The following is a 23,946-nucleotide window of genomic DNA, read 5'->3' as shown; positions in this document are numbered from 1 at the left end:
GGCGGGACCCGTGAGATCAGCCCGGGTCGGCCCGGAGGGCGCAGTCTCCAAGATCCCCGACCTCGTCGCCCTCGATCAGCTCTGCGTCTCCTCGCGGCGTCCGACAGCGGCCGCATCGGGCACGACGAGCAGCTTGCCGGTGGTACGCCGAGCCTCCAGATCGCTGTGGGCCTGGGCGGCCTCGGACAATGCGTAGCGGCCCGTGACGGTGACCTCGAGCGCCTTGGAGCGCACCCACTCGAACACATCGGCGGCCCGTCGGAGCAGTTCGGAGCGATCGGCGATGTAGTGCCCGAGGCTGGGCCGGATCAGGGTCAGCGAACCGCCGTGGGCGAGCCGAATCGGATCGAACGGCGGCACGGCTCCACTTGCCGCGCCGAAGAGCACGAGATGGCCGCGGGTTCGCAGGCTGGCGAGGCTCGCATCGAAGGTGTGCGCGCCCACGCCGTCGAAGACAACCGGCAGTCCCTGACCGCCGTTGAGCCGCCTCACCTCGGCTGCGAGATCGTCGACCACGGAGGAGAGGATCACCTCGGCGGCCCCGGCACGCTTCGCCAGCTCGGCCTTCGCCGTGGTCGACGTCGTGCCGATCACCCTGCCGCCGAGATGGGTGATGAGCTGGGTCAGAAGCAGCCCCATGCCACCGGCAGCCGCATGCACCAGCACCGTGTCGCCCCCCTGAACCGGGTAGGCGTCCTTGACGAGATAGTGCGCGGTCATGCCTTGGAGGAGCACGGCGGCGGCCGTCTCGAAGCCGATGTCGTCGGGCAGCGGCACCAGCCGGGAGGAGTCCACGACGGCCCGCTCGGCGTACGCGCCGGGAATCTCCACCCAACCGACCCGGTCCCCGACTGCGACGTCAGCGACGCCGGGTCCGACTTCGACGACCGTTCCGGCGCCCTCGGCGCCCGGGGTGAAGGGCAGCGGGACGCTGTACCGGCCTTCGCGGTGGTAGACGTCGAGGAAGTTGACCCCGGCTGCGGCGACCTCCACGACCGCTTGGCCCGGGCCCGGCGTCGGTTGATCGATATCGACCAGTCGCAGCACCTCGGGACCGCCCACTTCGGACATCTGAATCGCTCGCATGACCCCTCCTGAAACGGCAGACTTCCCTCACCGAACTCCACTCGTGGCGATCTTATTTCCGCTCGCGGTGAGGTGCCGTAGCCGTCACGTCCAGGTCAGCGGCATGAAGCCGGCCGTGCCGCGGCGACTGCCCTGGAGCCCGCGGCTGCGGCTGCGGCTGCGGCTGCGGCTGCGGCCGAGCATCGTTCAGCGTGCCGGCTCAGGAGGTTCGGTGGGCCTGTCGAAGGAGGTGTTCCCGCCCGGAGCGGCTGGTGGTCTGCTCCGCGGCGGCGCGATAGTGCGTGACTGCGGCCTCGTGGTCACCGGCCAGGTCGAGCAGTTGGGCCCGCACCGCCCCGCCCTCCCCGGTCCGGCCGACCGCCGAGACGGCGGCGACCCGGGCCAGGTACGGCACGGCGGCCCAGGGGTGAGCGTCGAGACCGGCGAGGGCGGTGGTGGGATCCATGGGCGGGATCCTGACGGTCGGGACCGACCGACCCGGTGTCAGCGCCCGGCCGCCGCCGCCCGTTCCCCGTCCAGCAGGCACACCATGTGGAGCTTCGCGACGGGCCGGCCGGCGACCAGGACGGCCTGCGGCTCCCGGCCCCACACCTCGAAGCCGCAGGAGGTGTAGAGCCGCAGGGCCGGTTCATTGCCCTCCGAGACGGTCAGCAGGACCTGCCGCAGCCGCCCGTCCCGGGCCGCCGTGCGCAGCACCTCGCGCACCAGGGCCCGGCCGATGCCCCGGCCGGCGGCGTCGCGGGCCACCGCCATGCCGTAGAGGGTGGCCTTGTGCCGTTCCTGACTGCGGCTGGGCACCTTCAGGCCGGCAGTGCCGACCAACGCGCCTCGGCCAGGGACGGCGCCCGTGTTGTCGAAGGCGCCGATCAGGGCGCCCGGCCCGTCCTGGGCCTCGGCGAGGCGGCGCAGCGTCGCGGCCAGGGGTTTGCCGGCCTCCTCGGCGTGGCTGGAGGTGAAGGCGCTCGGTGTCTCGCGCAGCGCGGCCAGTCGGAAGCGCCGGTACGGTTCGGCGTCGGCGACACCCAGCGGGCGGAGGGTGATCAGGTCAGCCGAGGCGGACACGGGTGCACCTCGTCACGTACGGGAGGGCGATCTCCTCGCGGCCGGCCAGGTCCGGGTGGGTGGCGAGCAGCTGTTCGACGTCGGCCAGCAGGCGGACCCGCTCGTCCTCGGGCAGCGCGATCACGTAGCTGCGCGAGGCGACCATGTCGACGATCCCGGCCCGGGTGGTGACGTGCTCCCAGCGGATCTCCAACCGCTCGGGCGCTCCGAACGGCGCCGGGAGGGCCGGCCGGGTGTCGATCCGCTGTGGCGTCGAACGGTGCATCAGCACGCCCAGGGCGGCCGCCCACGGCTCGGACTCGTCCCGGACGTTCCACACCAGCGCGAGCGTCCCGCCGGGGGCGAGCACCCGGGCGATCTCCGGCACGGCGGCGGCCTGGTCGAACCAGTGCCAGGCCTGGGCCACCACCACGGCGTCCACGCTGCCGTCCGGCAGCGGGATGCGCTCGGCGGAGCCCGCCCGGACGGCCGCCTTCGGCACGGCCGCGGCCAGCCGGGCCCGCATCCCCTCGTCGGGCTCGACCGCCACCACGTCCAGGCCCGCCTCGACCAGCAGTCCGCTCAACTTGCCCGTCCCGGCGCCCAGGTCGAGCACCCGGCGGGCCTCCCGGGGCACCGCCGAGCCGACCAGCGCCCGGGGGTAGCCCGGCCGACCGTGCTGGTACGCGTCCGCCGCCACGCCGAACGACCGCGCCCGCAGCCTGCCGGCCCACCGCCTGGTCGCCCCCTGCCGCGTCATCCCGCAGGCCCGCCCGATCTCCTCCCAGGTCGCCTCCCGCCCGCGCCGCAGCTCCTCCACCAGCTCCGTCCGCCGCTCCTCCAGCGCCTCGATCACCCCCGACAGCCGCCGCAGCCCCTCCACGCCGCCGCCATCGGCCACGTCCTCCGCCACCCGCCGACCAAGATCACCTGTCTCCATGGCCCGGCACTGTACGGAGCTTCGGCGGAGGTCGTCAACAGCTATTGCCTGGTGGCGCAACACCTGTTGCCTCCGGTCGCGCCACCGGCCCCGGCCGTGGTGCGGCCGGGGCCCGTCAGCTGCCCGCCGTCACAGCGGCCGGAGGGTTAGCGCGAACTGCGGAAGCGTCAGCAGGAGCAGGGCGGTGCCGGCCTCGATCCAGCGGTACTTCGCGCGGATGATCGCACTGGTACCGGCCAGCGCCGACAGCAGCGGCCCCGCCGGGTCGTGCCCGGCCCGCTCGAAGGCACGGCGCAGCCGCTCGGGGCCCGCCCCCGGCGCGATGTGCTCGAAGTACCCCGGACCGTCCGCACCACCCCGCCGCCCCTTGCGGTGGCGCGGCACCAGCGCGGAGGCGAAGCAGCCGACGGCCAGCAGGGCGCTGGCCGTGGCGCTCCACCGCAGGAACGGGACCAGCCAGGCCAGGGAGCCGGCGCCGGTACCGCCGTCCAAGGGGATGAACGTGGCGAGCACCGCACCGGTGAACGCCAGGAACACGGCGGCCTTGGTGTCGGCCCGGACGAGTTCCGCGCTGTTGGCCGCCATCAGGCGCTCCATCGCCGACACCGAGGGCGGGCTGGACGCCGCCGTCGGCGCGGTCGGCCGGCGGCTCCTGCCCCTGGAGCGCCCGCGAGGCCCGGCGACCGTGCGCCGCCGCGACGGCGGCCGGCGCACACGTATCCGCACACGCGCCGCCCCGGTCACCGCGGGCTCCCGTTCGGCACACCGCCGGACCAGCCGTTGACGTGCGTGGGGAGCTTGACGAAGTCCGGCCCCGGCCCCGGGGGCTGCGGGGGTTGCGAGGGGTAGGAGGCGGGCCCCGGGACCTGCCGTCCGAGGGCGACCAGGCGGTCGCGCAGCATCTTGGACAGCTCCTGCTGCTCCTGCCCCGTCAACTTGCCCAGCATGAGAGCCATCTGGTCCTCCCAGGTGGTCTCGCCCCGGAGCAGGTCGCCGTTCTTGACCACCCAGTCCAGGACGTCGCGCACCTCATCGGGCTTCCTGGCCAGCCAGAGGGCCGCAAGGGCGACCGGTCCCTCCTGCACCTGGCGCCGGCAGAACGCGTACTCCTCCTCGCTCTTGACCGTCCAGTCGAAGGGCACGTCCGTCACGTCCGGTTCCCCGAGACGCAGTTCATTGCCATGCTCGGAGGCGGAGACGTCCGTGACGCGGTAGCCAAGGCCGTAGTGGGGCAGCACGTACGGAGCCGCGAGGTACTGCACCAGCTCGTCGGGGCCCAACCTGGTGCCCGAGGCGGCGAACTGCTCTCTGAGCTGGCGCAGTCGGACGTCGAGGTCCTTGCGGACCGGCAGCCCGCCCCGGTTGGTCCGGGTCTGCACGACCCGCGCGGCGTCGTGGACCCACCACAGGAAGTGGACCTCCAGCGGTTCCGTGCCGTACGAGGTGCGGAGACGGACCGTTCGCAGGCCCGGCCGCTCGTTGAGGTCCACCAGGTACGCCTGGTCGAAACCGCGCAACCCCAGCCGCGCGGCGACCCCGTCCTCCGCCCCCATGCCCGACGGTCGCGGGCGGCCCTTCCCCAGCTGCTGGTAGAGCCCGTGGCGGTCCCCCAGCACCAGGGCACAGTCGCGCCGACCGGACCACCGGTGCCGGAGGATCTCCCGCCAGGGGGCACGGGTGGCCTGGGTGTAGACGGGCGGGTCGGTGTCGACGGTCATCGGGGGCCTCCGAAGGCAGGGGCGGAGCGGAACGGCTGCGGCTCGCCGCGCCGCCAGGCCTCCAGGGCGCGGTGGGCGATGTCGCGGCCGACGAGGTCGGGGTTGTCACTGCTGTCGATCTCGACCATCAGCCTCAGCTCGCCGGGGCGCATCTCCCGGGCGAGCGCCGCGAGCAGCGTCTCCACCCCGGTGCGGAGGGGTTCGTCCCAGACCGCCCGACGGCACCAAGCGAGCAGCCTCGTGCACGAACGCTGGAAGAGGGCCTCGTCATTGAGGCAGTGCCGGACGAAGGCGATCACCGGTTCACTGAACTCGCCTTGCACGGGAAGCTGTTGCTGAAACCACGACGGGTCTCGAAGCAGATCGAGGAAGGCCGTGTACGCGAGCGCGGCGTCATTCTTCGACTGGTCCGCCCACTCCATGAGCTTGCGGAAAACGGCCGCCTGGTTTCCTCCCGCGAAGAGGCTCCCCAGTGCCCAGCGAACGTTCACGGCGACGGTGCGCTCGGCCTCCTCTTCCCCTCGATAGCAGCGCCGGAGCAGTGAGAGCGCGAACTCCGGTCGGGCCGCTCCGAAGTCTCCTCCACAGGCAGCGGCCGTGGTCGACCGGAGCTGCCAGCCGCCGTTGAAGCTCCAGCGGTCGAGGCGGTGCTTCACCTCGCTGACGAGAATCGGGTCCTGGGCCGCGATCCCCAACGCGTAGGCGGCGATGCTCTGGCTCTGCGTGTGCTCGGACCTGGCCAACCTGCGAATGTGAAGCAGTGCCTGACGGCCGCCGCTCCACCCCGTGGCGAGCCCCACCACTCGGCCCATGGGCTCGGCCAGGTCGGACTCGGTACCGGGAACCGTGTTGATCCACTCGGTCAGGAGTCCCGAGACCTCCCCGTACTGCCGCCACACGTGCCGCAGAACCGTCTCCGCCTGCCGGTGCCGTTTGAAGCGGATCGGCTCCACCGTGTAGGAGTAGCTCGATGTCCTCCGCGTCCCACCCGGCGCGTACTCGGCCCGGATGATCGCCAACAACTCGTCCAGAGACCGCCGGAAGACGAATCGGGGATTCGGCCGCGGGGGCTCGCCCCGCGTCGGCCGGCTCTGCTCGCCCTCCCCCTCCGCACCCGACCTCAGCACCGCGTCCAGGCGGCCGTCGGCCAGCTTGAGCAACCGGTCGGTCTCGTTCCGGACGATCCGGTGGTCGAGGCCCTCCAGGACACTCGTCACCAGCAGCAACGCCAGCGCGTCCGGGTCCTCGCGGATCTCCTTCAGGAGGTCGGGGACCTCCGTCTCCGCGAGGAAGCTGAGCCGCTGGCCGAGGTCGGCCGGGTCGGGGCCGTCATCTCCGGACCGGCTCACCTCGTCCACGAGTTCGGCGACCTGGGCCGGCATCAGCTCGGGCGCCAGCAGTTCGTCCAGGTCCGCTTCCAGCCGTTGGAGCAGCGCCCGGCGTCGTCCCTCGTGGGGCACCACGGCCTCCAGGCGCGCGTCGAAGACCGCACGCGGCGACGGAGGCTTGTAGCGCACCGGGCTCAGGTCCAGATCGCGGGCCACGCCGCGCAGCCGGTCGGCGTCGTCCGGCAGCATGACCACCATGAAGGCCTTGGCGTCCTCCAGCCGCTGGCGCAGCTTGGCGATCGAGGCCGGTCCGAGCCGGACCGTGGGCGAGAGGCCGTGTACCAGGTAGCCGCGTGCCTCGGCGTGCGTCGGCCGCCAGGACGACAGGTCCGAGTCGCTGTCGAGCGCGCGCAGGGCCAGGCTGTTCCCGCTGCTCTCGACCAGCAGGTTGAGGGCGGTGGTCCGGCGCCCGGTGCCGGGTTCACCGGCGAGGAAGAGCAGGCGGGTGCCGAGCGTGCGCAGCGCCTCGGGGAAGCAGTCCGGCCTCGCGAATCCCGTCCGGGCCGCGAGGACCTCCATCCCGGAGATGGGGCCGTCCTGCGCCTCCACCCGCTCGCCGCCACCGGGGGCGGACCCGGCGGCGTCGTTCTCGACGCGCTGGTCCCCGTGCACGGAGCCGGTGTTGATGTTGCCACCCGGCGCGTAGATGAACGGGCGGTCCGATCCCCACGCGGCGAACCGGTCCGTGAAATCGCCTTCGAGGTCGTCGGGGTCGAGGTCGGGGTCGAGGCCTCGGTCGTAATCCCGGTCGTCCGGTGCGCCGGACGGCCCCTCGATGGCCGGGCGCTCGTCGGGGTTCACCGGCGGTGCTCGTTCTTGTCGCCGTGGACGATGTCGCCCAGGTTGCCGTTGACCGTCCCCACCTTGTGCCCCTCCACGCGGTCGCCGCCGTAGGAGTCACCGCGCACGTTGGTGACGGTCTGGCTGCCGTGCACCGTGCCGGCGTTCAGGTTGCTGCCGTTGCCCCGCTGGTTCACCGCCGTGCGCGGCGCGCGGCGCTGCTCCCCGTTTCCGTCCGCCGTCCGCTTCGCCCGCCCCTCCTTCTCCTCGCGTCCTTCCTGCTCCTCCACCACCGCGTCGCCGAGGATCCTGCGGTCGTACAGGTTCCCGGACGGCGTGGGCACGTACAGCCACGCCCGCTGGTCGAAGCGCTTGCCCTCGACGGTGGCCGGCACCTCGATGAAGTGGTCGGGATGGCGCCCGGTGAAGCCGCCGGCCACCGCGTCCTGGTAGCAGCGGTCGGAGAGGATGGCGGCGACCTGGGTGATGCTCGCGTTGGAGGCGGCCAGCATGGCCTTCACCGGGCGGGAGTCGAGCAGCCGGTGGGTGTCGTTGCGCGGCGTGCCGTTTCCGTCGAACTCGCCGCCGTCGTCCGGGAGCGGTCCGATGTTGAGGCTGACCCGCAGCCGGATGCGCACCGTCCCGACCGAGTGCACGTTGAACTCGGTGAGCACCTCCTGGAGGGTGTTCAGCCAGGGGTGGATCAGGAAGGGCATCCAGGCCGGGTCGAAGCCGAACACGTACCCGTCGCCGGTCGAGTTGGGGAACCGCCGGTCCTTCCAGACCTCGCCCAGTCCGGCCCGCTCGAAGGAGAGTCGGAGCAGCTGCGGCACGTTCGCGCTGATGGTGCCGTGCTCGATCGCCGGGTACCCGGTGAAGTCCTTGGCGTCGACGGCGACGATGCCCCGGTACGGCGGGAGGTGCCGGCTGCGGCTGTACGGCAGGGCGCTGGCCTCGGGCATCGGCTGGTCGAACTCCGTCATTCTCTGCTCCTTGTCGTTCCCGTGCTGACCTTGCGCCACCAAGCTTCGCGATCCGGCGTCGCGCGGTGTGCTCGCTCGGTGCGGTACGCGAGTGACGGATGTCACATCCGAGGCCGCGCGGGTCAAAGTAGTGCTGGGACGGAGCGTCAGTCGCGTGGAACGTCAGCCGCGCGGCGGAGTGCGGGGAGGTCGTCGAGGGCGATGGACTTGCGGCCGGCTTCGACGCGGTGGGCGGCCAGGGCGGTGAGGCCCGCGGTGACGGTGTTCCGGGAGACGCCGAGGTGCTGGGCCAGTTCGTCCCGGGTCAGGGCGAGTTCGATCCGGCGGCCGGGCGTCTGCGCGGGGCCCGTGGAGAGGTCGGCCAGGGCGACCAGGGCGGCCGCCAGCCGGGGGACGACGTCGCCGCCGATCCGGGCCAGGTCGGATTCGCGCAGCCGGCCCATGGCGTAGCGGACCATCACGGGGAACAGCCCCCGCTCGGCGACGAAGCGCAGGAAGGCCTCCTTGGTGAGGACCGCGACCGTGCAGTCCGAGATCGCCTGGACGCTCGCGGAGCGGACGCCGTCGTCCAGGACGGCCACCTCGCCGAGGAGTTCGCCCGGGCCGCGGAAGGCCAGCAGCCGGACGTCCCCGTTGCGTTCCCGTCGGCTGACCTTGGCCACGCCGGTCCGCAGGGCGAGGACGTGGGTGCCCGGTTCGCCCTGGCGCAGCAGGGTGGCGCCGATCGGGTGCCGGCGCTCGAAGGCCTCCTCCAGCATGCCCGCCCACACCGCGTCGCCCATGAGGTGGCGCAGGGTCCGGCCCAGCGCGGCCGGTGTGCGGCTGTCGTGATCGTTCATGCGACGACCCTAGGAGGGGCGGCGCACCGCACGCAGCGGAATCGGGCTCGCGCGGTGCGGCTCGCCGGGCCTGGCCGCGGTTCCCCTTCCGGGTGAGTGCCGCGCCTCCGGTTGACCGGAGTCACCGCGCTTAGCACGAACTCGGCGCGAGACGCGTGGACTTGGCGCGGAAACCCTTCGCATGAGCGAATCCGGCGCGGGTCGGCGGCGCGCGGGCGGCGCGACGAGAAGCCTGGTGGGAGGGCGGTGGCCGCTCCGGTTGCGACTGGCGTGCGAAATGTCGGGACTGTCCGGCAGATTGCCACAAGTCGGTTGCGGGACGGTATTTTTGACTTTCGGTCAGGATGTCCTGAACTTGGCTATGCTGCACCACCACGCCTCCGGAGCCGCTCCCCCCGCTTTTGTCCGTACTGTTCCGATCGTTTGAGGATGCTGAATGCTTCGAGCTGGATCGTCACCCGCCAGACGGCGCCGAGCGCCCCTGCTCGGCTGGTTGTTGCCGACGGCCGTGATGGCGGCGGCCGTGGCGGTCGCCGCGGTGGCGGTGTCCGCCGGGGCCCGGGCCGGGGTGCTGTGGTGCGGGGCGACGGGCACCGTGCTGGTGGCCGTGGTGGCCGCCGAGTCGGCCCGCCGGGGGCGGGCCCTGAGCGAGTCCCGTGACCTGCACGCCCGGCAGGTCGAGGAGTGGCAACGCAGGTTGGCCGGGCAGGAGGACGAGCTGGACCGGCTCGCCCGGGTGGAGATGCGCAGGGTGGTCGCCGGGGCCCGGTACGGGTACTCCTTCGACGTCCTGACCCGCCCGTTCGAGGAGAGCGAGGCGCCCGTCTCGCCACGGTTCCGCCGCTCCCTGGTGGCCGTCACCGAGGCCGTCGCCAAGGCCGTCGACGACGAGGTCAGTCGGCGCGACTCGGCCGAGCGGGCCTTCGTCAACATCGCCCGCCGGGTCCAGGCCATCATCCACCGGCAGGCCAAGGACCTGCGGGAGATGGAGGACCGGCACGGCAACGACCCGGCGGTCTTCGACGACCTGCTGCGCCTGGACCACGGCAACGCGCTGAGCGGCCGCCTGGCCGACAGCATCGCCGTCCTGTCCGGCGCCCGCCCCGGCCGCCAGTGGACCCGTCCGATCGCCCTCTACAGCGTGCTGCGCGGCGGCATGTCCCGGATCCTGGAGTACCAGCGGGTGGACCTGCACCCGGTGGCCCAGATCTCCGTCACCGGGCCGGCCGTCGAGCCGCTGATCCACGCCGTCGCCGAGCTGCTCGACAACGCCACCCGCTACTCCCCGCCGCACACCCACGTGCACCTGAGCGCCTCCGAGGTGCAGAGCGGGATGGCGATCGAGATCGAGGACGGCGGCCTCGGCCTCACCGACGAGGCCCGGTTCCGCGCCGAGCGCTCGATCCGCGAGGCGATGGTCTCCAAGGACTTCGACGACCTCACCGAGTCCCCCCGGCTGGGCTTCGCCATCGTCGGCCGGCTCTGCCAGGCGTACGGCTTCCAGATCTCGCTGCGCCGCTCCGCGTACGGCGGCGTGCGGGCGGTGCTGGTCGTGCCGCAGGAGCTGCTCACCACCGCGCCGCCGACCGGGCGGGCGCACGGCATCGGCGCCTTCTCCGGCCCCCGCCCGCTGCCCGCGAACCCGCCCCGGCACGCGGCCGCGGGCCGCCCCTGGGGCACCCGGACGACCTCGGCCGGCGTCGGGCCGTCCTACGGCTCGACCAACCCGTGGGGGCCCTCCGGCCCGGGCGCCGGGGACGACGAGGTGATCGTGACCGAGTGGACGCCCAACGGCCTGCCGCAGCGCCGGCGGAGCCGTCCGATGATGCCCCGGGGCGGCTTCGGCGGTGCCGCGCGCCCCGCCCAGCGCGGCACCGCGCAGCCCGGCGGGCCGACGGCGCAGCCGCCCGGTCCGCTGGCCGGCCCGCCGGCCCAGGCGTCGCGCCCCGCCAAGGAGCCGAAGCAGCCGGGCCTGTGGCTGGAGGCGTTCATGGACGGCATCAAGGGGACCGGGCCGAGCCCGTCCGGTCCGGCGGGCGCCGGGCGCGCCACGGACGCCGAACAGACCGGTGCCGGACGAACGGACGCCGGGCAGACGGACGCCGGGCAGTCGGGTGCCGGACGCACCAGCGCCGCACACACCAGTGAAGAGACGGCAGGGAAAGGCGAGCAGTGATTCCGCACCGCAGCAACATGGACTGGATCCTCAACGACCTCGCGCACAGCGTCCCGTGCGTGCGCCACGTCATCGTGCTGTCCGCCGACGGCCTGCGGATCGCCCAGTACGGCACCGACCCGGACACCGCCGACCGCCTCGCCGCCGCCTGTGCCGGGCTGCAGAGCCTGGCCGGCGCGATCGGCCACGAGTTCCCGCACGGCGACGGCTCGATGCGGCTGGTGGTGATCGAGGTGGACGGCGGCTACTTCTACCTGATGGCCGCCGGTGACCGCGCCTACCTCGCGGTGCTCGCCGACGAGGGCGTGGACGCCGGGCTGGTGAGCCACCAGATGCGCGACCTGGTCGCCCGGATCGGCGAGCACCTGTCCACGCCGCCGCGCAACCCCGAGGCGGTCGCGTGAACCGCCACCCGTCCCGCCCTGCCGCGCCGAGCTCCGGCGGCGGGACGGGCACATGAACGAGCACAGTGAGGCGGTGGCATGACGGCCGCGCAGGGCGGCTGGGACGGCCCCGAGCCCGACCGGCTGTACGTCATCACCCGGGGCCGCAGCGGCCCGTCGGGGCCGGGGGTCTTCGACCTGGTCACCCTGATCGTCTCCCGCGCGGAGCCGACCCCCGCCCACCAGCCGGAGCACGCCGCGATCCTGCGGCTGTGCCGCTCCCCGCTCTCGGTCGCGGAGGTCTCCGCCTACCTGGAGCTCCCCGTCAGCGTGGTCACCGTGCTGCTGGCGGACCTGCTCGACGACGGGCTGATCGAGGCCCGCAGCGCCGCCGTGCCCGCGGCGGAACTCCCCGACCGTGCCCTGTTGGAGGCGGTGATCCATGGACTTCAGCGGCTCTGACACGGTGGTCGGGCCGGCCGGGGCGGACCTGCTGCCGGACTCCGTCACCACGGCGGTCAAGGTGGTGGTGGTCGGCGGCTTCGGCGTCGGCAAGACGACGCTGGTCAGCGCGGTCAGCGAGATCCGCCCGCTGACCACCGAGGAGACCATGACCCAGGCCGGGGTCGGGGTGGACGACCCGACCGGCGTCGAGCAGAAGACCTCCACCACCGTGGCCATGGACTTCGGCCGGATCAGCATCAGCGACCGGCTCGTGCTGTACGTCTTCGGCACCCCCGGCCAGGAGCGGTTCTGGTTCCTCTGGAACGGCCTGTTCGAGGGCGCCCTGGGCGCGGTGGTCCTGGTGGACACCCGGCGGCTGGAGGTCAGCTTCGAGGTGATCGGGCGGCTGGAGGAGCGCGGTGTGCCCTTCGTGGTGGCCGTCAACAGCTTCCCGGAGGCCCCGGCCGTTCCGCTCGACGAGCTGCGGAGCGCGCTGGACCTGCCGTCCGAGGTGCCGATCGTCAGCTGCGACGCGCGCAGCCGGGAGTCCAGCCGGGACACCCTGATGACCCTGATGCACTACCTGTACGAGCTGGCCGTCCCGGCCACCGGCTGAGCCGGCGCCCGCGCCCGCTCGCCGGCCACCCATCGTCCACCCCGAGCCCGTCCGCTCGGCACCGAACCCCACCCGCGACCGGAGACCCCGTGACCACCCCGATCCCCGAACCCGCCGGCCCCGAATCCGTCGGCTCCGCGCCGGCCACCGCCCCGCCGCCCAGCTGCCCGGCCCACGCGGGCGGCATCGCCCCGACCGGCCCCGGCGGCCTGCGCCGCCTGTACGGCCCGGAGGCCGAGGCCGACCCGACTGTCCTGTACGACAAGCTGCGCGCCGAGCACGGCGAGGTCGCCCCGGTGCTGCTGCACGGCGACCACCCGGCCTGGCTGGTGCTCGGCCACGGCACCAACATCACCGTGATGCGCACCCCCTCGCTGTTCTCCCGGGACTCGCGCCTGTGGAACGCCTTCCGCAACAACGAGGTCCCGCCCGACTCCCCGCTGCTGCCGGTGGTCGCCTGGCAGCCGATCTGCGTGTTCGCCGACGGCGACGAGCACCGCCGGCTGCGCGGGGCCCTGCTGGACGGCCTGAACGGCTTCGACCGGCGCGGCATCCGCCGCCACGTCCGCCGCTTCACCACCGACCTGGTCCAGGTGGTCGGGCCGACCGGCCACGCCGAGCTGATCTCCCAGTTCGCCGAGCACCTGCCGATGCTGGTGATGACCAAGCTGCTCGGCATGCCGGACGAGTACGGACCGCAGCTGGTGACCGCCGCCCGGGACCTGATGAAGGGCACCGAGACGGCGATCGCCAGCAACGAGTACGTGGTCGCCGGTCTGCGCCGCACCATCGCCCTCAAGCGCGAGCACCCCGGCGACGACCTGACCAGCCGTCTGCTGGCGCACCCGGCCGGGCTGACCGAGGACGAGGTGATGGAGCACCTGCGGGTGGTGCTGCTCGCCGCGAACGAGACCACCGTCAACCTGATCGCCGACTCGCTGAAGATGGTGCTCACCGACCCGCGCTTCCGCGCCCACCTCTCCGGCGGCCAGATGACCCTGGGCGAGGCGCTGGACCAGGTGCTCTGGGACTCCCCGCCGATGTCCCTGGTGGCCGGCCGCTGGGCGACCGCCGACACCGAGCTGGGCGGTCAGCAGATCCGGGCCGGGGACCTGCTGCTGCTCGGGCTCGCGGCGGCCAACGTCGACCCGGTGGTCCGCCCCGACCTGGCGGCCCCGCTGTACGGCAACCGCTCCCACCTGTCCTTCGGCGCCGGGCCGCACGAGTGCCCCGGCCAGGACATCGGGCGGCACGTCGCCGAGGCCGGGATCGACATCCTGCTCACCCTGCTGCCGGACGTCCGGCTCGCGGTGCCCGAGGAGGAGCTGGTCTGGAGCTCGGCCTGGATCTCCCGGCACCTGACGGCGCTGCCGGTGGAGTTCACCGCCCGCGACATCGAGCCGGACCCGCTCTCGGTGGCGGAGGCGGAGCTGGCGGAGGCCGACGCGAAGGCGGAGGCGGAGCCAGGGGCAGGGGTGGAGACAGAGGCGGAACAGGCGAAGGCGGCGCCGGAGCGGGGCGTCCCGGCGGCCCCGACGATCCCGGCGCAGCGCCGCGGCTGGTGGGACGTGCTCACCGGCCTGTTCCGGCGCTGACCGGCACCGCCACTGACCGACACCGGCGCCGGTGTCGGTCAGTGGCGGTGCCGGTGGCGGTCAGCCGTCGCGCCCGTCCGTCCGGCGCCGGTACAGGGTGAAGGTGTCCACCGGGGTGAGGTCCCCGTGCGGTCCGTCGAAGGTGTAGTAGGTGACCTTCATGGTGGTGGTGCCGCCGCGCCGGTCGCCCGGGTCGACCTCGAAGGCCGCGAAGCCGTGGGCGTGTTCGCGGTCCTGGACGGCGGCCCAGGGCGCGTCCTCGGTGAGCCAGACCGACTCCCGGTAGGGCGCGCCCGGTTTCGGGTCCTCCAGCCCGATGACGACCCGGCCCTTGGGCTGCTCGAAGAGGTCGTCCTGGGTGGTGGCGGCGTTGCCGCCGGCGCCGATGACCATGTGGACGGTGCCCCGCCCGGTGTCGACCATGTCGGTGCGGGTGCTGGTCGGCACCGGGGTGCGGGCATCGTTGGGCAGGGTGCCGCGGACGGGGTGGGAGCGCTCGTAGTAGTGCTCGTGGCCGCACACCACCAGGTCGACCCCATAGGCGTCGAACAGCGGGCCCCAGGTCTCGCGCAGGCCGAGGTCGCTGCCGGAGCCGTGCTTCGAGCTGGAGATCATCGGGTGGTGCATGCAGACCACGATCCAGTCGATCGCCCGGTTGTTCCGCGTCGTCCGCAACTCCCGCTCCAGCCAGCGCCGTTGGGCGCCGCCGGAGAAGCCGCGCAGGTAGACGTCGCCGGAGTTCTGGATGGCCTCGTCGTCGTTGGCGAGGCTGATGAAGCGCACCGAGCCGACGGTGAAGGCGTACCACAGGCCCCGGGTCTCCTCGTCGGAGGAGGCCGAGGAGTCGGGGAGGGAGAAGTACGCCTGGTAGCCGAGCGCGCCGATCGGGCCGTTGCCGCCCTCGTTCTCGTGGTTGCCGACGCAGGGCATCCAGGGCCGCAGCCGGGTGGAGCGGCTGTTGCTGATGAACCAGTCGGCCCAGGTCGCGGTGCGGCTCTGGCCGTGGCGGCCGGCGTAGGAGGAGTAGCAGAGGTCGCCGTTGATGAGGTTGAACAGCGGGCCGACGCGTTCGACCGCGGCGACGATGTCGGCGGAGGCCGCGGTGCCGACCTGGCTGCTCATGAACACCGGGTACTTGCCGAGCGGGGAGGGCATGCCGTCGGGGAAGGTGATCCGGCGGCGGAGGTTGGGCGCGGCCTGGTCGCCGAAGCTGGTGAAGGTGAACGGGGCGCGGCCGCGCGGGGCGGTGGTGAAGGTGCCGGTCTCGGGGGTGGCCCCGTCATGGCCGGCGCTGTAGAGGTAGGTGCTGCCCGGGCGCAGGCCGGTGAGCCGCGCGTGGTGGACGTACACCTCGACCTTGTCGATCGAGTCCCGGTAGGTGCGGGTCTCGGCCTGGACGACCCGGCCGAGGCCGCCGTCCGGTGAGCCGTACCGCACCTGCGGGCGGCGCACGGACTGCGGGGTGAGCCAGGAGACGGTCATCTCCGTGCCGGCGTCGGTGCCGAACTGGAGGTGCAGCCCGGACACCGCGGCCGTTCCGGAGCGGTGCGGGGTGGTCTGCAGGAGCGGGCTGGTGGGCGCGTCGTCGGCCGGTTGGGCGGCCGCGGGTTGCGCGCCCGCCGTCGAGGCCGCGGCCACCAGGGCGGCTCCGGCCGCCGAGGTGCCCTTGAGGATGGACCTGCGTGCAATGGTCATGAGGACTCCGCCTGCCGAGTGGGGGTTCGACAGGCAGTCACTTTAATGACATGTGCACGTAAAGACGATCGTTTTCGCAGCTTCCGTTCGCACGCTTCGTTCTCGGGTCTCGTTCGCAGGGCCCGTCCACAGGGCTGGGCGCCTACGCCTTGCGGCCGACTCCCCCGTACACCCCGACCTTCCCCTCGCCCGGCACCGGGTCCCCGGCGGGATCCGGGTGCCAGCGGTCGACCAGGACGACGCCCGGGTCGTCCAGTTCCAGCCCGCTGAAGAAGCGTTCGACGCGCTCGCGCGAGCGGAGGTGGAGGTCGATCCCGGCCTCCGCGTAGCGGCGGGTGGCGATCCCGGCGCGCTCCGGCGCGATGTCGGCGGTCCCGGCCGAGAGGGCGAGGAAGCTGCCGGCCGGCAGGGCGTCCAGGAGCTTGCGGACGGGCGGGTGCGCGACCTCGTCGGAGAGGAAGTGGACGATGTTGATGAGCGTCAGGGCGACCGGCTCGCGGAGGTCCAGGGTGGCGGCCACCCCCGGGTCGGCGAGGAACTGCTCCGGCTCGCGCAGGTCCCCCTGGACGTAGGCGGTACGGCCCTCGGGGGTGCTGGTGAGCAGGGCCCGCGAGTGGGCGAGCACGATCGGGTCGTTGTCGACGTAGACCACGCGGCAGGCCGGGTCGACGGCCTGGACGATCTCGTGCAGGTTGGGCGTGGTGGGGATGCCGGTGCCGACGTCCAGGAACTGGCGGACGCCGTGCACCCCGGCGAGCCGGCGGACCATCCGCCGCATCACGGCGCGGGCGGCGGTGGCGTCCTCGCGCACGCCGGGCAGTTCGGCGAGGACGCGGTCGCCGACCTCGCGGTCGGCGGGGAAGTTGGTCTTGCCGCCGAGCAGGTAGTCGTAGACCCGGGCGGAGTGCGCCCGGTCGGTGCGCAGGTCCACCGGCGGCGGCTCCTCGAACCCGGCCTCGGTCAGCCAGCTCTCCGACACGCGGCCCCCCGGCGCGCAGTCGTCCGAGCCGCAGCCGTCGGGCCCGCAGTCCTCCGGCAGGCAGCCGTCCCTTGCGTTGGTGTCCGGTATGTCGGTACCCGGTGCGTCGATGCCCACGCCAGCCCTCCCCGTTCAGCAGTGGTCCGGACCACTCAACCACAGCCGATGACTGTCCGTCAGGCGGTTCCGGGTGTCCGCTGAACCGCTCCTTCCGTCTCGCGGACGGCCTCGGCGAAGGAGGGCACCTTCATCGCCGTCAGCAGCGCGAGGGCCGGGCCGGCCGTGCAGACGGTGACGTACGCGGGGATCACGCCCAGCCAGTGCCGGCCGCTCAGCCACTCGGCGAGCAGCGGGAAGGTGCCGCCGAACGCCGCGATGGTGGCCGCGTTGACCACGCCGAGGCCGACCGCCCGCACCTCGGTCGGGAACAGCAGCCCGGTGAAGACGTTGAGCGTGCCGAGCACCGTGGCCACCAGCATCCCCAGCAGCACGGCGACGACCTGGAACGGCAGCCAGCCCTGGCGCAGCCCGGCGAGCAGCACCCCGACCAGCGGGATCGGCAGGCCGAAGCCGATCCGGGCGACGGGCAGCAGGCCGAAGCGGTCGGCGGCGGCGCCGGTGAGCAGCATGGTGGCCAGCACCACGCCGAGCACCACGGTCATGAAGGAGGCCGCCTCCTCCTTGCCGATCACGTGGTAGGCGGCGGCGTACTGCGGCAGGTACACCAGCGCGAAGTAGTAACCGACCGTCCCGCCCAGGGTGTTGAGGAAGACGGTGAGCACCGCCCAGCGGTGCTCGCGCAGCGTCCGGAGGAACGGCGGGCGGGCGGTGCGGCCCGCCCGCTCCCGGGCACGGTGGAACTCCGCGCTCTCCGGCGCCCACCGCCGCACCCAGACGGCGGCCAGCCCGAGCAGCGCGGCGACCACGAATCCCCAGCGCCAACCGCCGTTCTCCAGGCCGGACTTGCCGAGGGTGTGGATCAGCAGGGTGAGCACGCCGAAGGAGAGCAGCGAGCCGAGGATGATCCCGCCGTAGGAGACCGAGCTGAACGCGAAGCGGTGCCGCCGCGGGGCGGTCTCGGTGACGTACGCGGCCACGCTCGGCGCCTCCCCGCCGAAGGCGAGCCCCTGCACCACCCGGGCGAGCACGGCCAGCACGGCCGCCCAGACCCCGATGCTCCGCTGGCCCGGGACGGCGGCGATGCCCAGGCTGGCAACGGCGATCACCGCCATGCCGAGGCTGAGCGCGAAGCGCCGTCCCCGGGTGTCGCTGAGCCGCCCGATCAGGTACGAGCCGACCGGCCGGGCGACGAAGCCCACCGCGAAGGTGACGTACGCGCCGAGCACGCCGCTGACGCCGTGTTTGCCGTGCCCGAAGAGGTCCGCCGCGAAGTAGGGCGCGAGGACGGCGTAGATGTTCCAGTCGAAGGACTCGACCACCGACCCGACCGTCGCCGCGGCCAACTCCCGCCGCCGCCCACCGGTTTCCGCCTGGTGACGGAGCGGTGCCACCGCACTGCTTTCTGTCATGGCCTCAGCATGGCACCGTTCGGACCGCCGCGGAATCACTTCTCGCGGCCCGTGGGCGGCGTGCTCCGGCCCGTTGACGCAGAGCACTCTGAGAATCCCATGTGACTGATGTGACAGGCAGGTGATATTCCTGTGCCGTGCATTCCATGATCACCCGGACCCCGCGGCGCGCCCTGCCCGCCGCCGTCGCAGCCCTCGCCACCGCCGCCCTGCTGGCCGGCTGCACCAGCGGAGGCGGCACCGCCGCCGCGCCCTCGGCCTCCCCGGACGCCGCCGCCGTCGCGACGCCGAGCGCCGCCCCGACCCCGACGCCCAAGCCCACCGGCGCCGCCGACCCCGCCCTCAAGGCCTTCTACGGCCAGCAACTCGCCTGGGGCCCCTGCCAGAAGGACCCGCAGAACGAGGAGGACATCTCCGCGCTCCAGTGCGCCACCCTCAAGGTGCCGCTGAACTACGCCGCACCGGAGGTCGGCACCCTGGACGTCGCCGTGGTCCGCAACCCGGCGACCAAGCCCGACCAGCGGATCGGCTCGCTGCTGATCAACCCCGGCGGCCCGGGCGGCTCCGGCGTCGGGATGGTCACCTACGACCCCAAGGGCTTCGACGGCCCGGTACACGACCGCTACGACATCGTCGGCTTCGACCCGCGCGGCACCGCCGGCACCAGCCCGCTCAACTGCCTGGACGACCGCACCCGGGACGACTGGCTGACCACCGACCAGCCCGCGGCCGACCACGGCAAGCAACTGGCCGACGCCTGCCAGGCCAAGTACGCCCAGCTCCTGCCCTTCGTCAGCACCCGCAACAGCGCCCGGGACATGGACGTGCTGCGCGGCGCCCTCGGCGACCAGAAGCTCAGCTACCTCGGCCTGTCCTACGGCACCTACCTCGGCTCGCTGTACGCCGAGGAGTTCCCGGACAAGGTCGGCCGACTCGTCCTGGACGGCGCCACCTCGGCCTCCACCTCGCTGGTCCAGCACAACATCGAGCAGCAGGGCGGCTTCGAGCGGGCCCTGAAGGCCTTCGCCGCGGACTGCGTCACCAAGGACGCCTGCTCGCTCGGCAAGGACCCCGAGCAGGCGGCGCAGAAGCTCGCCGCGTTCCTCGACGGGCTCAAGGACAAGCCGCTCAAGACGGAGAAGGGCCGCACCCTGACGTCCAGCGCGGCCTGGACGGGCGTGCTCAGCCGGCTCTACGGCGGCGAGAAGGCCTGGACCGGGCTGCGCAACTCCATCGGCTGGGCGATGGTGCGCGGCAAGGGCGACTACCTGCTGGACCTCGCCGACGGCTACAACGGCCGCGACAAGGACGGCAAGTACCGCCCCTCGGCGGACGCCTACACGGCCATCCACTGCGCCGACGGCGCCACCGACGCCCCGGCCGGCGAGCAGTTGCAGGCCGCGCTGACCGACCTCGCCGCCAAGGCCCCGCTGGTCAGCAAGCACGACCCGATGGCCGCGCTGTTCGACCCGGACTGCCGGATCTGGCCGGCCGCCTCGACGGAGAGGCCGCACGCGGTCAAGAACACGGCCGCCGCCCCGATCGTGGTGGTCGGCACCACCGGCGACCCGGCCACCCCGTACGCCTGGGCCGAGAAGCTGACCGCCGAGCTCGGCAACGCCGTCCTGGTCACCCGCGAGGGCGAGGGCCACACCGGGTACGGCGCCAGCAAGTGCGTGCGTGCCTCGGTGGACGCCTTCCTGCTGGACGGGACCGTCCCGGCCGCGGGCATCCGCTGCCCGACGGACTGATCCGTCCCGCACGATGACGGCGCCGGGCCCGCGGGCCCGGCGCCGTCGCCGCTTTCCGGGTCAGTGCCCCGGGTGGTGGACGAACCGGTAGGTGTCCCGGTCGAGTTCGGTGACCTGGACGCCGATGGCGGCGGGCCCGGCGATCCGGGCGCGCAGGGCGGCGAGCACCCGGGCGGTCAGTTCGGCGCGCTGCTCGGCGCTGCGGCCGGCCAGGATCTTCACCTCGACCAGCACCACGGCCTCGCCGCTCGTCCCGTCGCCGACCCGGTGGCCGCCGGCGGGGCGGAAGAGCGTCTTGCAGTCCGCCACCGTGGTGTCGATCACCTCGGTGATCGCCTGGTGGACCTCGGCGGCCAGCGCCGTCCGGTCGAAGTCGAGTTCGGCCGAGTGGTCGACCAGGATCTGCGGCACGGGAACCTCCGGGAGTCGTTGCCGGGACGCCGCCGACGCTACCGGACGGGCCCCGAGCGCAAACCCCGGGCCCCGGCGCGGGGTGCGGCGCCGGGGCCCGGGGCTGTCCGGTGGAGCGGTGGCCGGGTCAGCAGCCGAAGTCGACCTTGCGGAAGGTCACGTAGTGGTCGGCGGTGTAGTAGTCCTCGTGGTACTGCTTGCCGGTGACGATGCGACGGGTGCCGCGGGTCGGCGAGCCCGGGGTGACCACGGTGTACTCGTGGTAGTAGCCGGTCGCCTGGGCGGGCAGCACGCGCTCCTTGTTCTGGAAGACGACCCCGTCCTGGCTGTACGGGAAGGGACCGCCGGAGGCGATCAGGTTGAGGGTGGTGTGGGCCTGGGAGGGCAGGGCCGACAGGCACACCGAGCCGCTCACCGCGGCGTGCGCCTCGGTGGCGACGGCGATCGGCGCGAGGGTGACCAGGGCGACGGTGGCGGTGGCGGCGACGCGGGTCTTCCACGCGCGTAGAGTTCGGGTCATGACAACCAGGATGGCGATCCTCCGGGCCCTCCGGAAGCCCCGTTCCAACTCTTCACCTCCGGTCAACTTCGCCGTCCCTCCCAGGACTTGACCAGGTCAGCCGCGCGACAGCACCAGCGACTGGACCGACGCCAGCCGGCGCCAGTCACTGGAGACGATGCTCGCGTGCGCCTTCGCCAGCTGCTCGGTGCGGGCCCTCGCCTGGTCGGCCGTCGGGTCGGTGGCACTGATCTCCGGGGCGACCAGGTGGGAGTCCGTCATCACCAGCAGGTAGTGGGCGTTGTCGTACCAGGCGGTGTCGATGGTCCTGACGAAGGTGGAGGCGTCGCCGTCGAAGACCACGAACCAGGGCCGGATCGAGGTGTCCGCGCCGGTGTACTGGCTCCGCGGGTCGCCGGTGGCGGCGCCGAGCACGGACGGGAAGACCTGCGCCTGGCCGATCCGGCCCGCCGCCGCCAGGTCGCGCAGGTGCCGGCCCTGCTCCACGTCGGTGTGCAGGGTGTCGAAGGGGTTGCCCAGCTCGACGGTGCCCGGGATCGCGTACAGCAGCACCTTCCCGGCCAGCGCCGAGCGGCGCGGCCAGTTGCCCGCCCGAACCGCCTCGTCGACGCTCGCGTACGAGCCGCCGCCGGGCTTGGCCAGCAGGTCGGCCGGGCGCAGCACGGCGGAGCCCAGGTGGTCGGCGATCAGCGCGTCCAGCTGGTCCGGGCCCATCCCGAGGTCGGCCGAGTAGCCCGGCTTGAGCTCCAGCTTGATCACCAGCGGCCCGGCGCCCGGGTGCGCGGCGAGCCAGACCCGGACGTCGTCCAGGCAGTTCTCCAGGTACTGGTCGGTGCTGCCGCCGTACAGCTGCGCGGGGGTGCTCGCGGCGGTGCAGTTGTTGGAGTTGCCGAACGGGTTGGAGTGGCTGACCTGCCACCGCTTGGTGAAGATGTTCGGCCAGAGGTCCAGCTCGATCATGCCGGTGCCGGTGTCCAGGCCCTGGGCGAGGTACGGGAAGGCCGCCGGGTCGTAGGTGTTGTGGAGGCCGACGGTGGTCGCGGAGCCGAACGGCAGGTCGCCCGGCCCGGCCGTGGTGGCGTCCGCCGGGGCGGTCGGGATCAGCGCGGCCGCGGCGGCGATCAGGCCGGCGGCCAGGAGTCCGGTCAGGGTGCGGCGTACGGTCATCGGAACGGTCCCCCAAGTCGTGGGATGCCGGCCGCCCTGCTCCCGGGCAGCCTGACGAAGCATCGCCCGCCCGGGCGTGCTCAGGATGAAGAAGGCACGACAATAGCGTGACGGCTGCACCGCTTCTCCCCCGCTCCCCTCCCCTTCCTCCACGCGCTCCGCACCCGTCCCACCCGCCACGCCCGGGACGGTGACGGAACGTCATGGCATCGGAGCCGCGGGTTAGCGTGGCCCGCGAAACGGGGCGCGGCCGACCGGTGCGCGCCGAGGCGCCGAGCGGCGGAGGCTGCGATGTCCCTGGTCCGGGTCCACAACTTCTCGATCTCCCTGGACGGCTACGGCACGGGCGAGGGCCAGAGCCTCGACGCGCCGTTCGGCCACGCCGGCGGCCGGCTGCACAGCTGGTTCTTCGGCACCCGGACGTTCCGGCGGATGCAGGGCGAGGAGGGCGGCAGCACCGGCGTGGACGACGCGATCGCCCGCACCTGGGCCGACGGCATCGGCGCGGAGATCATGGGCCGCAACAAGTTCGGCCCGCAGCGCGGCCCCTGGCAGGACGAGGACTGGCGGGGCTGGTGGGGGCCGAACCCGCCGTTCCACACCCCGGTCTTCGTGCTCACCCACCATCCGCGCCCCTCGGTGGAGATGGACGGCGGGACGGTCTTCCACTTCCTGGACGCCTCCCCCGAGGAGGCGCTGCGCCGGGCCAGGGAGGCGGCCGGCGGCCTGGACGTGCGGATCGGCGGCGGCCCGAGCAGCGTCCGCGCCTTCCTGGCCGCCGATCTGGTCGACCACCTGCACGTGGTCGTGGTGCCGGTGCTGCTCGGCCGGGGCGAGCGGCTCTGGGACGGGCTCGAAGGGCTGGAGCAGCGCTTCCGCACCGAGGCGGTGAGCAGCCCGAGCGGCGTCACCCACCTCACCTTCACCCGGCCGTAGCCGGCCCCCGTGCGCACGACGGCGGCCTCCCCGCACCCGCGGGGAGGCCGCCGTCGTGCGGTGCTACCGGATCAGACCCGGTCGGCCGCGATCAGCACGTACTGGAAGGAGCCGTCCTTGTAGGACTCGATGAACGCCTCCTCGATGCCGGTCACCAACGAGGTGGTGTTCCGCAGCTCCCAGTAGGGCAGGGTGTCCGGCGTCAGGTCGATGACGGCCTGCGGCACCAGGCGGTTGTCGGCCATCGCCCGCAGGTACTCGCGGCGGGAGTGGATGTTGCACTCGAAGTGGGCGTTGATCTGCGAGACCCACTTCGAGGGCTGGCCGTAGCGCGGGTTCCAGCAGCCGGTGATGGTCACGTACCGGCCGCCGACGCTCAGCACCCGGGAGTGCTCGGCGAACAGGTCGTGCAGGTCGACGTACATGCTGGACTCATTGTTCCAGGAGCCCGCGACCGAACCGGTCTCGATGGGCATGTTCAGCATGTTGGCGACCTGGGAGCGGACGAACCCGCCGATGCCCAGCTCGGCGGCGCGCTTGTTGCCGAAGTCGGCCTGCTGGGTGGAGAGGGTCAGGCCCTCGACCCGGCAGCCGAAGCGCTGGTGGGCCATCACCATCGAACCGCCGCGGCCGCAGCCGGCGTCGACCAGGGTGTGGTCGGCGCGGATGTCGCCGAGGTGGCCGAGCAGCACGTCGGCCTGGGCGGACTCCAGCCGGTGCAGCTCGGCGATCACCTTCTTCTCGCGCTCCGCGTCGGCCGGGTCCCCGATCGCGGCCTGGTCGATCGCGCCGATGCCGTAGTGGTGGTGGTAGAGGCCGTCGACGTCACCCAGGCGGAGGTTGACCGGACGGGCCTCGTGGTCCCAGTAGCGCGCGATGTCGCCCTGGTACGGAGTCGCCGGGCCGGGGATGGTGTTGCCGGGGGTGGTGATGTCGTCGGTCACGGACATGGGTCAGCTCCTAGCGGAT

At 73.1% G+C, this 23,946-nt stretch carries 23 protein-coding genes; 7 read left to right on the top strand and 16 right to left on the bottom strand.

What is annotated here, in order from left to right; translation table 11 throughout:
- Positions 1–75 precede the first annotated feature (75 nt).
- The 9 genes from ACWDD9_RS37090 to ACWDD9_RS37050 all read right to left on the bottom strand — a co-directional run bounded on the left by ACWDD9_RS37090 (position 76) and on the right by ACWDD9_RS37050 (position 8,775).
- Positions 76–1,086, bottom strand: coding sequence for a quinone oxidoreductase family protein (locus tag ACWDD9_RS37090; RefSeq protein ID WP_449814011.1), 1,011 nt, complete (start codon positions 1,084–1,086; stop codon positions 76–78).
- 199 nt (positions 1,087–1,285) lie between these two features.
- Positions 1,286–1,531: a hypothetical protein gene (locus tag ACWDD9_RS37085; RefSeq protein WP_449814010.1), complete on the bottom strand. Its 246-nt coding sequence runs from the start codon at positions 1,529–1,531 to the stop codon at positions 1,286–1,288.
- Between the two features lie 38 nt (positions 1,532–1,569).
- A complete protein-coding gene (locus ACWDD9_RS37080; RefSeq protein WP_449814009.1) occupies positions 1,570–2,148 on the bottom strand; it encodes a GNAT family N-acetyltransferase in 579 nt (192 codons plus the stop codon).
- The gene (locus ACWDD9_RS37075; protein ID WP_449814008.1) at positions 2,132–3,067 is read right to left on the bottom strand and encodes a class I SAM-dependent methyltransferase; all 936 of its coding nucleotides are present in this window, start codon (positions 3,065–3,067) and stop codon (positions 2,132–2,134) included. The genes ACWDD9_RS37080 and ACWDD9_RS37075 overlap by 17 nt, the downstream gene beginning before the upstream one ends.
- 129 nt (positions 3,068–3,196) lie before the next feature.
- Complete coding sequence (locus ACWDD9_RS37070) at positions 3,197–3,652, bottom strand: Pycsar system effector family protein (RefSeq protein WP_049650248.1); 456 nt, start codon at positions 3,650–3,652, stop codon at positions 3,197–3,199.
- 155 nt (positions 3,653–3,807) lie between these two features.
- Positions 3,808–4,785: a hypothetical protein gene (locus ACWDD9_RS37065; RefSeq protein ID WP_449814007.1), complete on the bottom strand. Its 978-nt coding sequence runs from the start codon at positions 4,783–4,785 to the stop codon at positions 3,808–3,810.
- Complete coding sequence (locus ACWDD9_RS37060) at positions 4,782–6,974, bottom strand: hypothetical protein (RefSeq protein ID WP_449814006.1); 2,193 nt, start codon at positions 6,972–6,974, stop codon at positions 4,782–4,784. The genes ACWDD9_RS37065 and ACWDD9_RS37060 overlap by 4 nt, the downstream gene beginning before the upstream one ends.
- Positions 6,971–7,936, bottom strand: coding sequence for a hypothetical protein (locus ACWDD9_RS37055; protein ID WP_449814005.1), 966 nt, complete (start codon positions 7,934–7,936; stop codon positions 6,971–6,973). Before ACWDD9_RS37055 ends, ACWDD9_RS37060 begins: the two co-directional genes overlap by 4 nt.
- 146 nt (positions 7,937–8,082) lie before the next feature.
- Positions 8,083–8,775, bottom strand: a complete 693-nt coding sequence (locus ACWDD9_RS37050; protein WP_234348253.1) for a Crp/Fnr family transcriptional regulator — start codon at positions 8,773–8,775, stop codon at positions 8,083–8,085.
- A gap of 493 nt (positions 8,776–9,268) precedes the next feature.
- On the opposite strand from ACWDD9_RS37050, the gene ACWDD9_RS37045 reads away from it, so the two are divergent.
- The 5 genes from ACWDD9_RS37045 (at position 9,269) to ACWDD9_RS37025 (ending at position 13,989) form a co-directional block, all read left to right on the top strand.
- Positions 9,269–10,951 (top strand): ATP-binding protein, encoded by a 1,683-nt coding sequence (locus ACWDD9_RS37045; protein ID WP_181970383.1) that lies wholly within the window; start codon positions 9,269–9,271, stop codon positions 10,949–10,951.
- 17 nt (positions 10,952–10,968) lie between these two features.
- A complete protein-coding gene (locus ACWDD9_RS37040; protein WP_181970384.1) occupies positions 10,969–11,355 on the top strand; it encodes a roadblock/LC7 domain-containing protein in 387 nt (128 codons plus the stop codon).
- Positions 11,356–11,433: 78 nt separating this feature from the next.
- Positions 11,434–11,796: a DUF742 domain-containing protein gene (locus tag ACWDD9_RS37035; protein WP_049660856.1), complete on the top strand. Its 363-nt coding sequence runs from the start codon at positions 11,434–11,436 to the stop codon at positions 11,794–11,796.
- On the top strand, positions 11,777–12,394 hold the full coding sequence (locus ACWDD9_RS37030) for a GTP-binding protein (RefSeq protein WP_375877289.1): 618 nt from the start codon (positions 11,777–11,779) through the stop codon (positions 12,392–12,394). Before ACWDD9_RS37035 ends, ACWDD9_RS37030 begins: the two co-directional genes overlap by 20 nt.
- 89 nt (positions 12,395–12,483) lie before the next feature.
- Positions 12,484–13,989 carry a cytochrome P450 gene (locus ACWDD9_RS37025; protein WP_449814004.1) on the top strand — a complete coding sequence of 502 codons (1,506 nt, stop codon included), beginning with the start codon at positions 12,484–12,486 and terminating at the stop codon, positions 13,987–13,989.
- A gap of 60 nt (positions 13,990–14,049) precedes the next feature.
- Here the strand turns inward: ACWDD9_RS37025 and ACWDD9_RS37020 are convergent, their stop codons facing one another.
- The 3 genes from ACWDD9_RS37020 to ACWDD9_RS37010 all read right to left on the bottom strand — a co-directional run bounded on the left by ACWDD9_RS37020 (position 14,050) and on the right by ACWDD9_RS37010 (position 18,192).
- Positions 14,050–15,684, bottom strand: a complete 1,635-nt coding sequence (locus ACWDD9_RS37020) for a purple acid phosphatase family protein (protein ID WP_387973616.1) — start codon at positions 15,682–15,684, stop codon at positions 14,050–14,052.
- Positions 15,685–15,826: 142 nt separating this feature from the next.
- Positions 15,827–16,648 carry an SAM-dependent methyltransferase gene (locus tag ACWDD9_RS37015; RefSeq protein ID WP_107086434.1) on the bottom strand — a complete coding sequence of 274 codons (822 nt, stop codon included), beginning with the start codon at positions 16,646–16,648 and terminating at the stop codon, positions 15,827–15,829.
- A gap of 191 nt (positions 16,649–16,839) precedes the next feature.
- Entirely contained in the window at positions 16,840–18,192 is a 1,353-nt protein-coding gene (locus tag ACWDD9_RS37010; protein ID WP_079272265.1) for an MFS transporter, read from the bottom strand.
- Positions 18,193–18,338: 146 nt separating this feature from the next.
- On the opposite strand from ACWDD9_RS37010, the gene ACWDD9_RS37005 reads away from it, so the two are divergent.
- On the top strand, positions 18,339–19,943 hold the full coding sequence (locus tag ACWDD9_RS37005; protein WP_074003172.1) for an alpha/beta hydrolase: 1,605 nt from the start codon (positions 18,339–18,341) through the stop codon (positions 19,941–19,943).
- Between the two features lie 60 nt (positions 19,944–20,003).
- On the opposite strand, the gene ACWDD9_RS37000 is transcribed toward ACWDD9_RS37005, so the two are convergent.
- The 3 genes from ACWDD9_RS37000 to ACWDD9_RS36990 form a co-directional block, all read right to left on the bottom strand.
- Positions 20,004–20,354, bottom strand: coding sequence for a 5-carboxymethyl-2-hydroxymuconate Delta-isomerase (locus ACWDD9_RS37000; RefSeq protein WP_375877678.1), 351 nt, complete (start codon positions 20,352–20,354; stop codon positions 20,004–20,006).
- A 127-nt stretch (positions 20,355–20,481) separates the two neighbouring features.
- Positions 20,482–20,874, bottom strand: coding sequence for a ribonuclease domain-containing protein (locus ACWDD9_RS36995; RefSeq protein ID WP_074003174.1), 393 nt, complete (start codon positions 20,872–20,874; stop codon positions 20,482–20,484).
- A gap of 96 nt (positions 20,875–20,970) precedes the next feature.
- Positions 20,971–22,041, bottom strand: coding sequence for a phosphatidylinositol-specific phospholipase C domain-containing protein (locus ACWDD9_RS36990; RefSeq protein ID WP_063780152.1), 1,071 nt, complete (start codon positions 22,039–22,041; stop codon positions 20,971–20,973).
- 291 nt (positions 22,042–22,332) lie between these two features.
- Here ACWDD9_RS36990 and ACWDD9_RS36985 point away from each other — a divergent pair, with 291 nt between their 5' ends.
- Entirely contained in the window at positions 22,333–22,977 is a 645-nt protein-coding gene (locus tag ACWDD9_RS36985) for a dihydrofolate reductase family protein (protein WP_074003175.1), read from the top strand.
- Positions 22,978–23,048: 71 nt separating this feature from the next.
- On the opposite strand, the gene ACWDD9_RS36980 is transcribed toward ACWDD9_RS36985, so the two are convergent.
- Positions 23,049–23,927 carry a geranyl diphosphate 2-C-methyltransferase gene (locus ACWDD9_RS36980; protein WP_074003176.1) on the bottom strand — a complete coding sequence of 293 codons (879 nt, stop codon included), beginning with the start codon at positions 23,925–23,927 and terminating at the stop codon, positions 23,049–23,051.
- Positions 23,928–23,946 lie beyond the last annotated feature (19 nt).

The sequence above is a fragment of the Kitasatospora sp. NPDC001119 genome (assembly GCF_053598475.1).
Note: the sequence above shows the minus strand (reverse complement) of the source record. Positions and strands in the feature narration are given on the sequence as shown.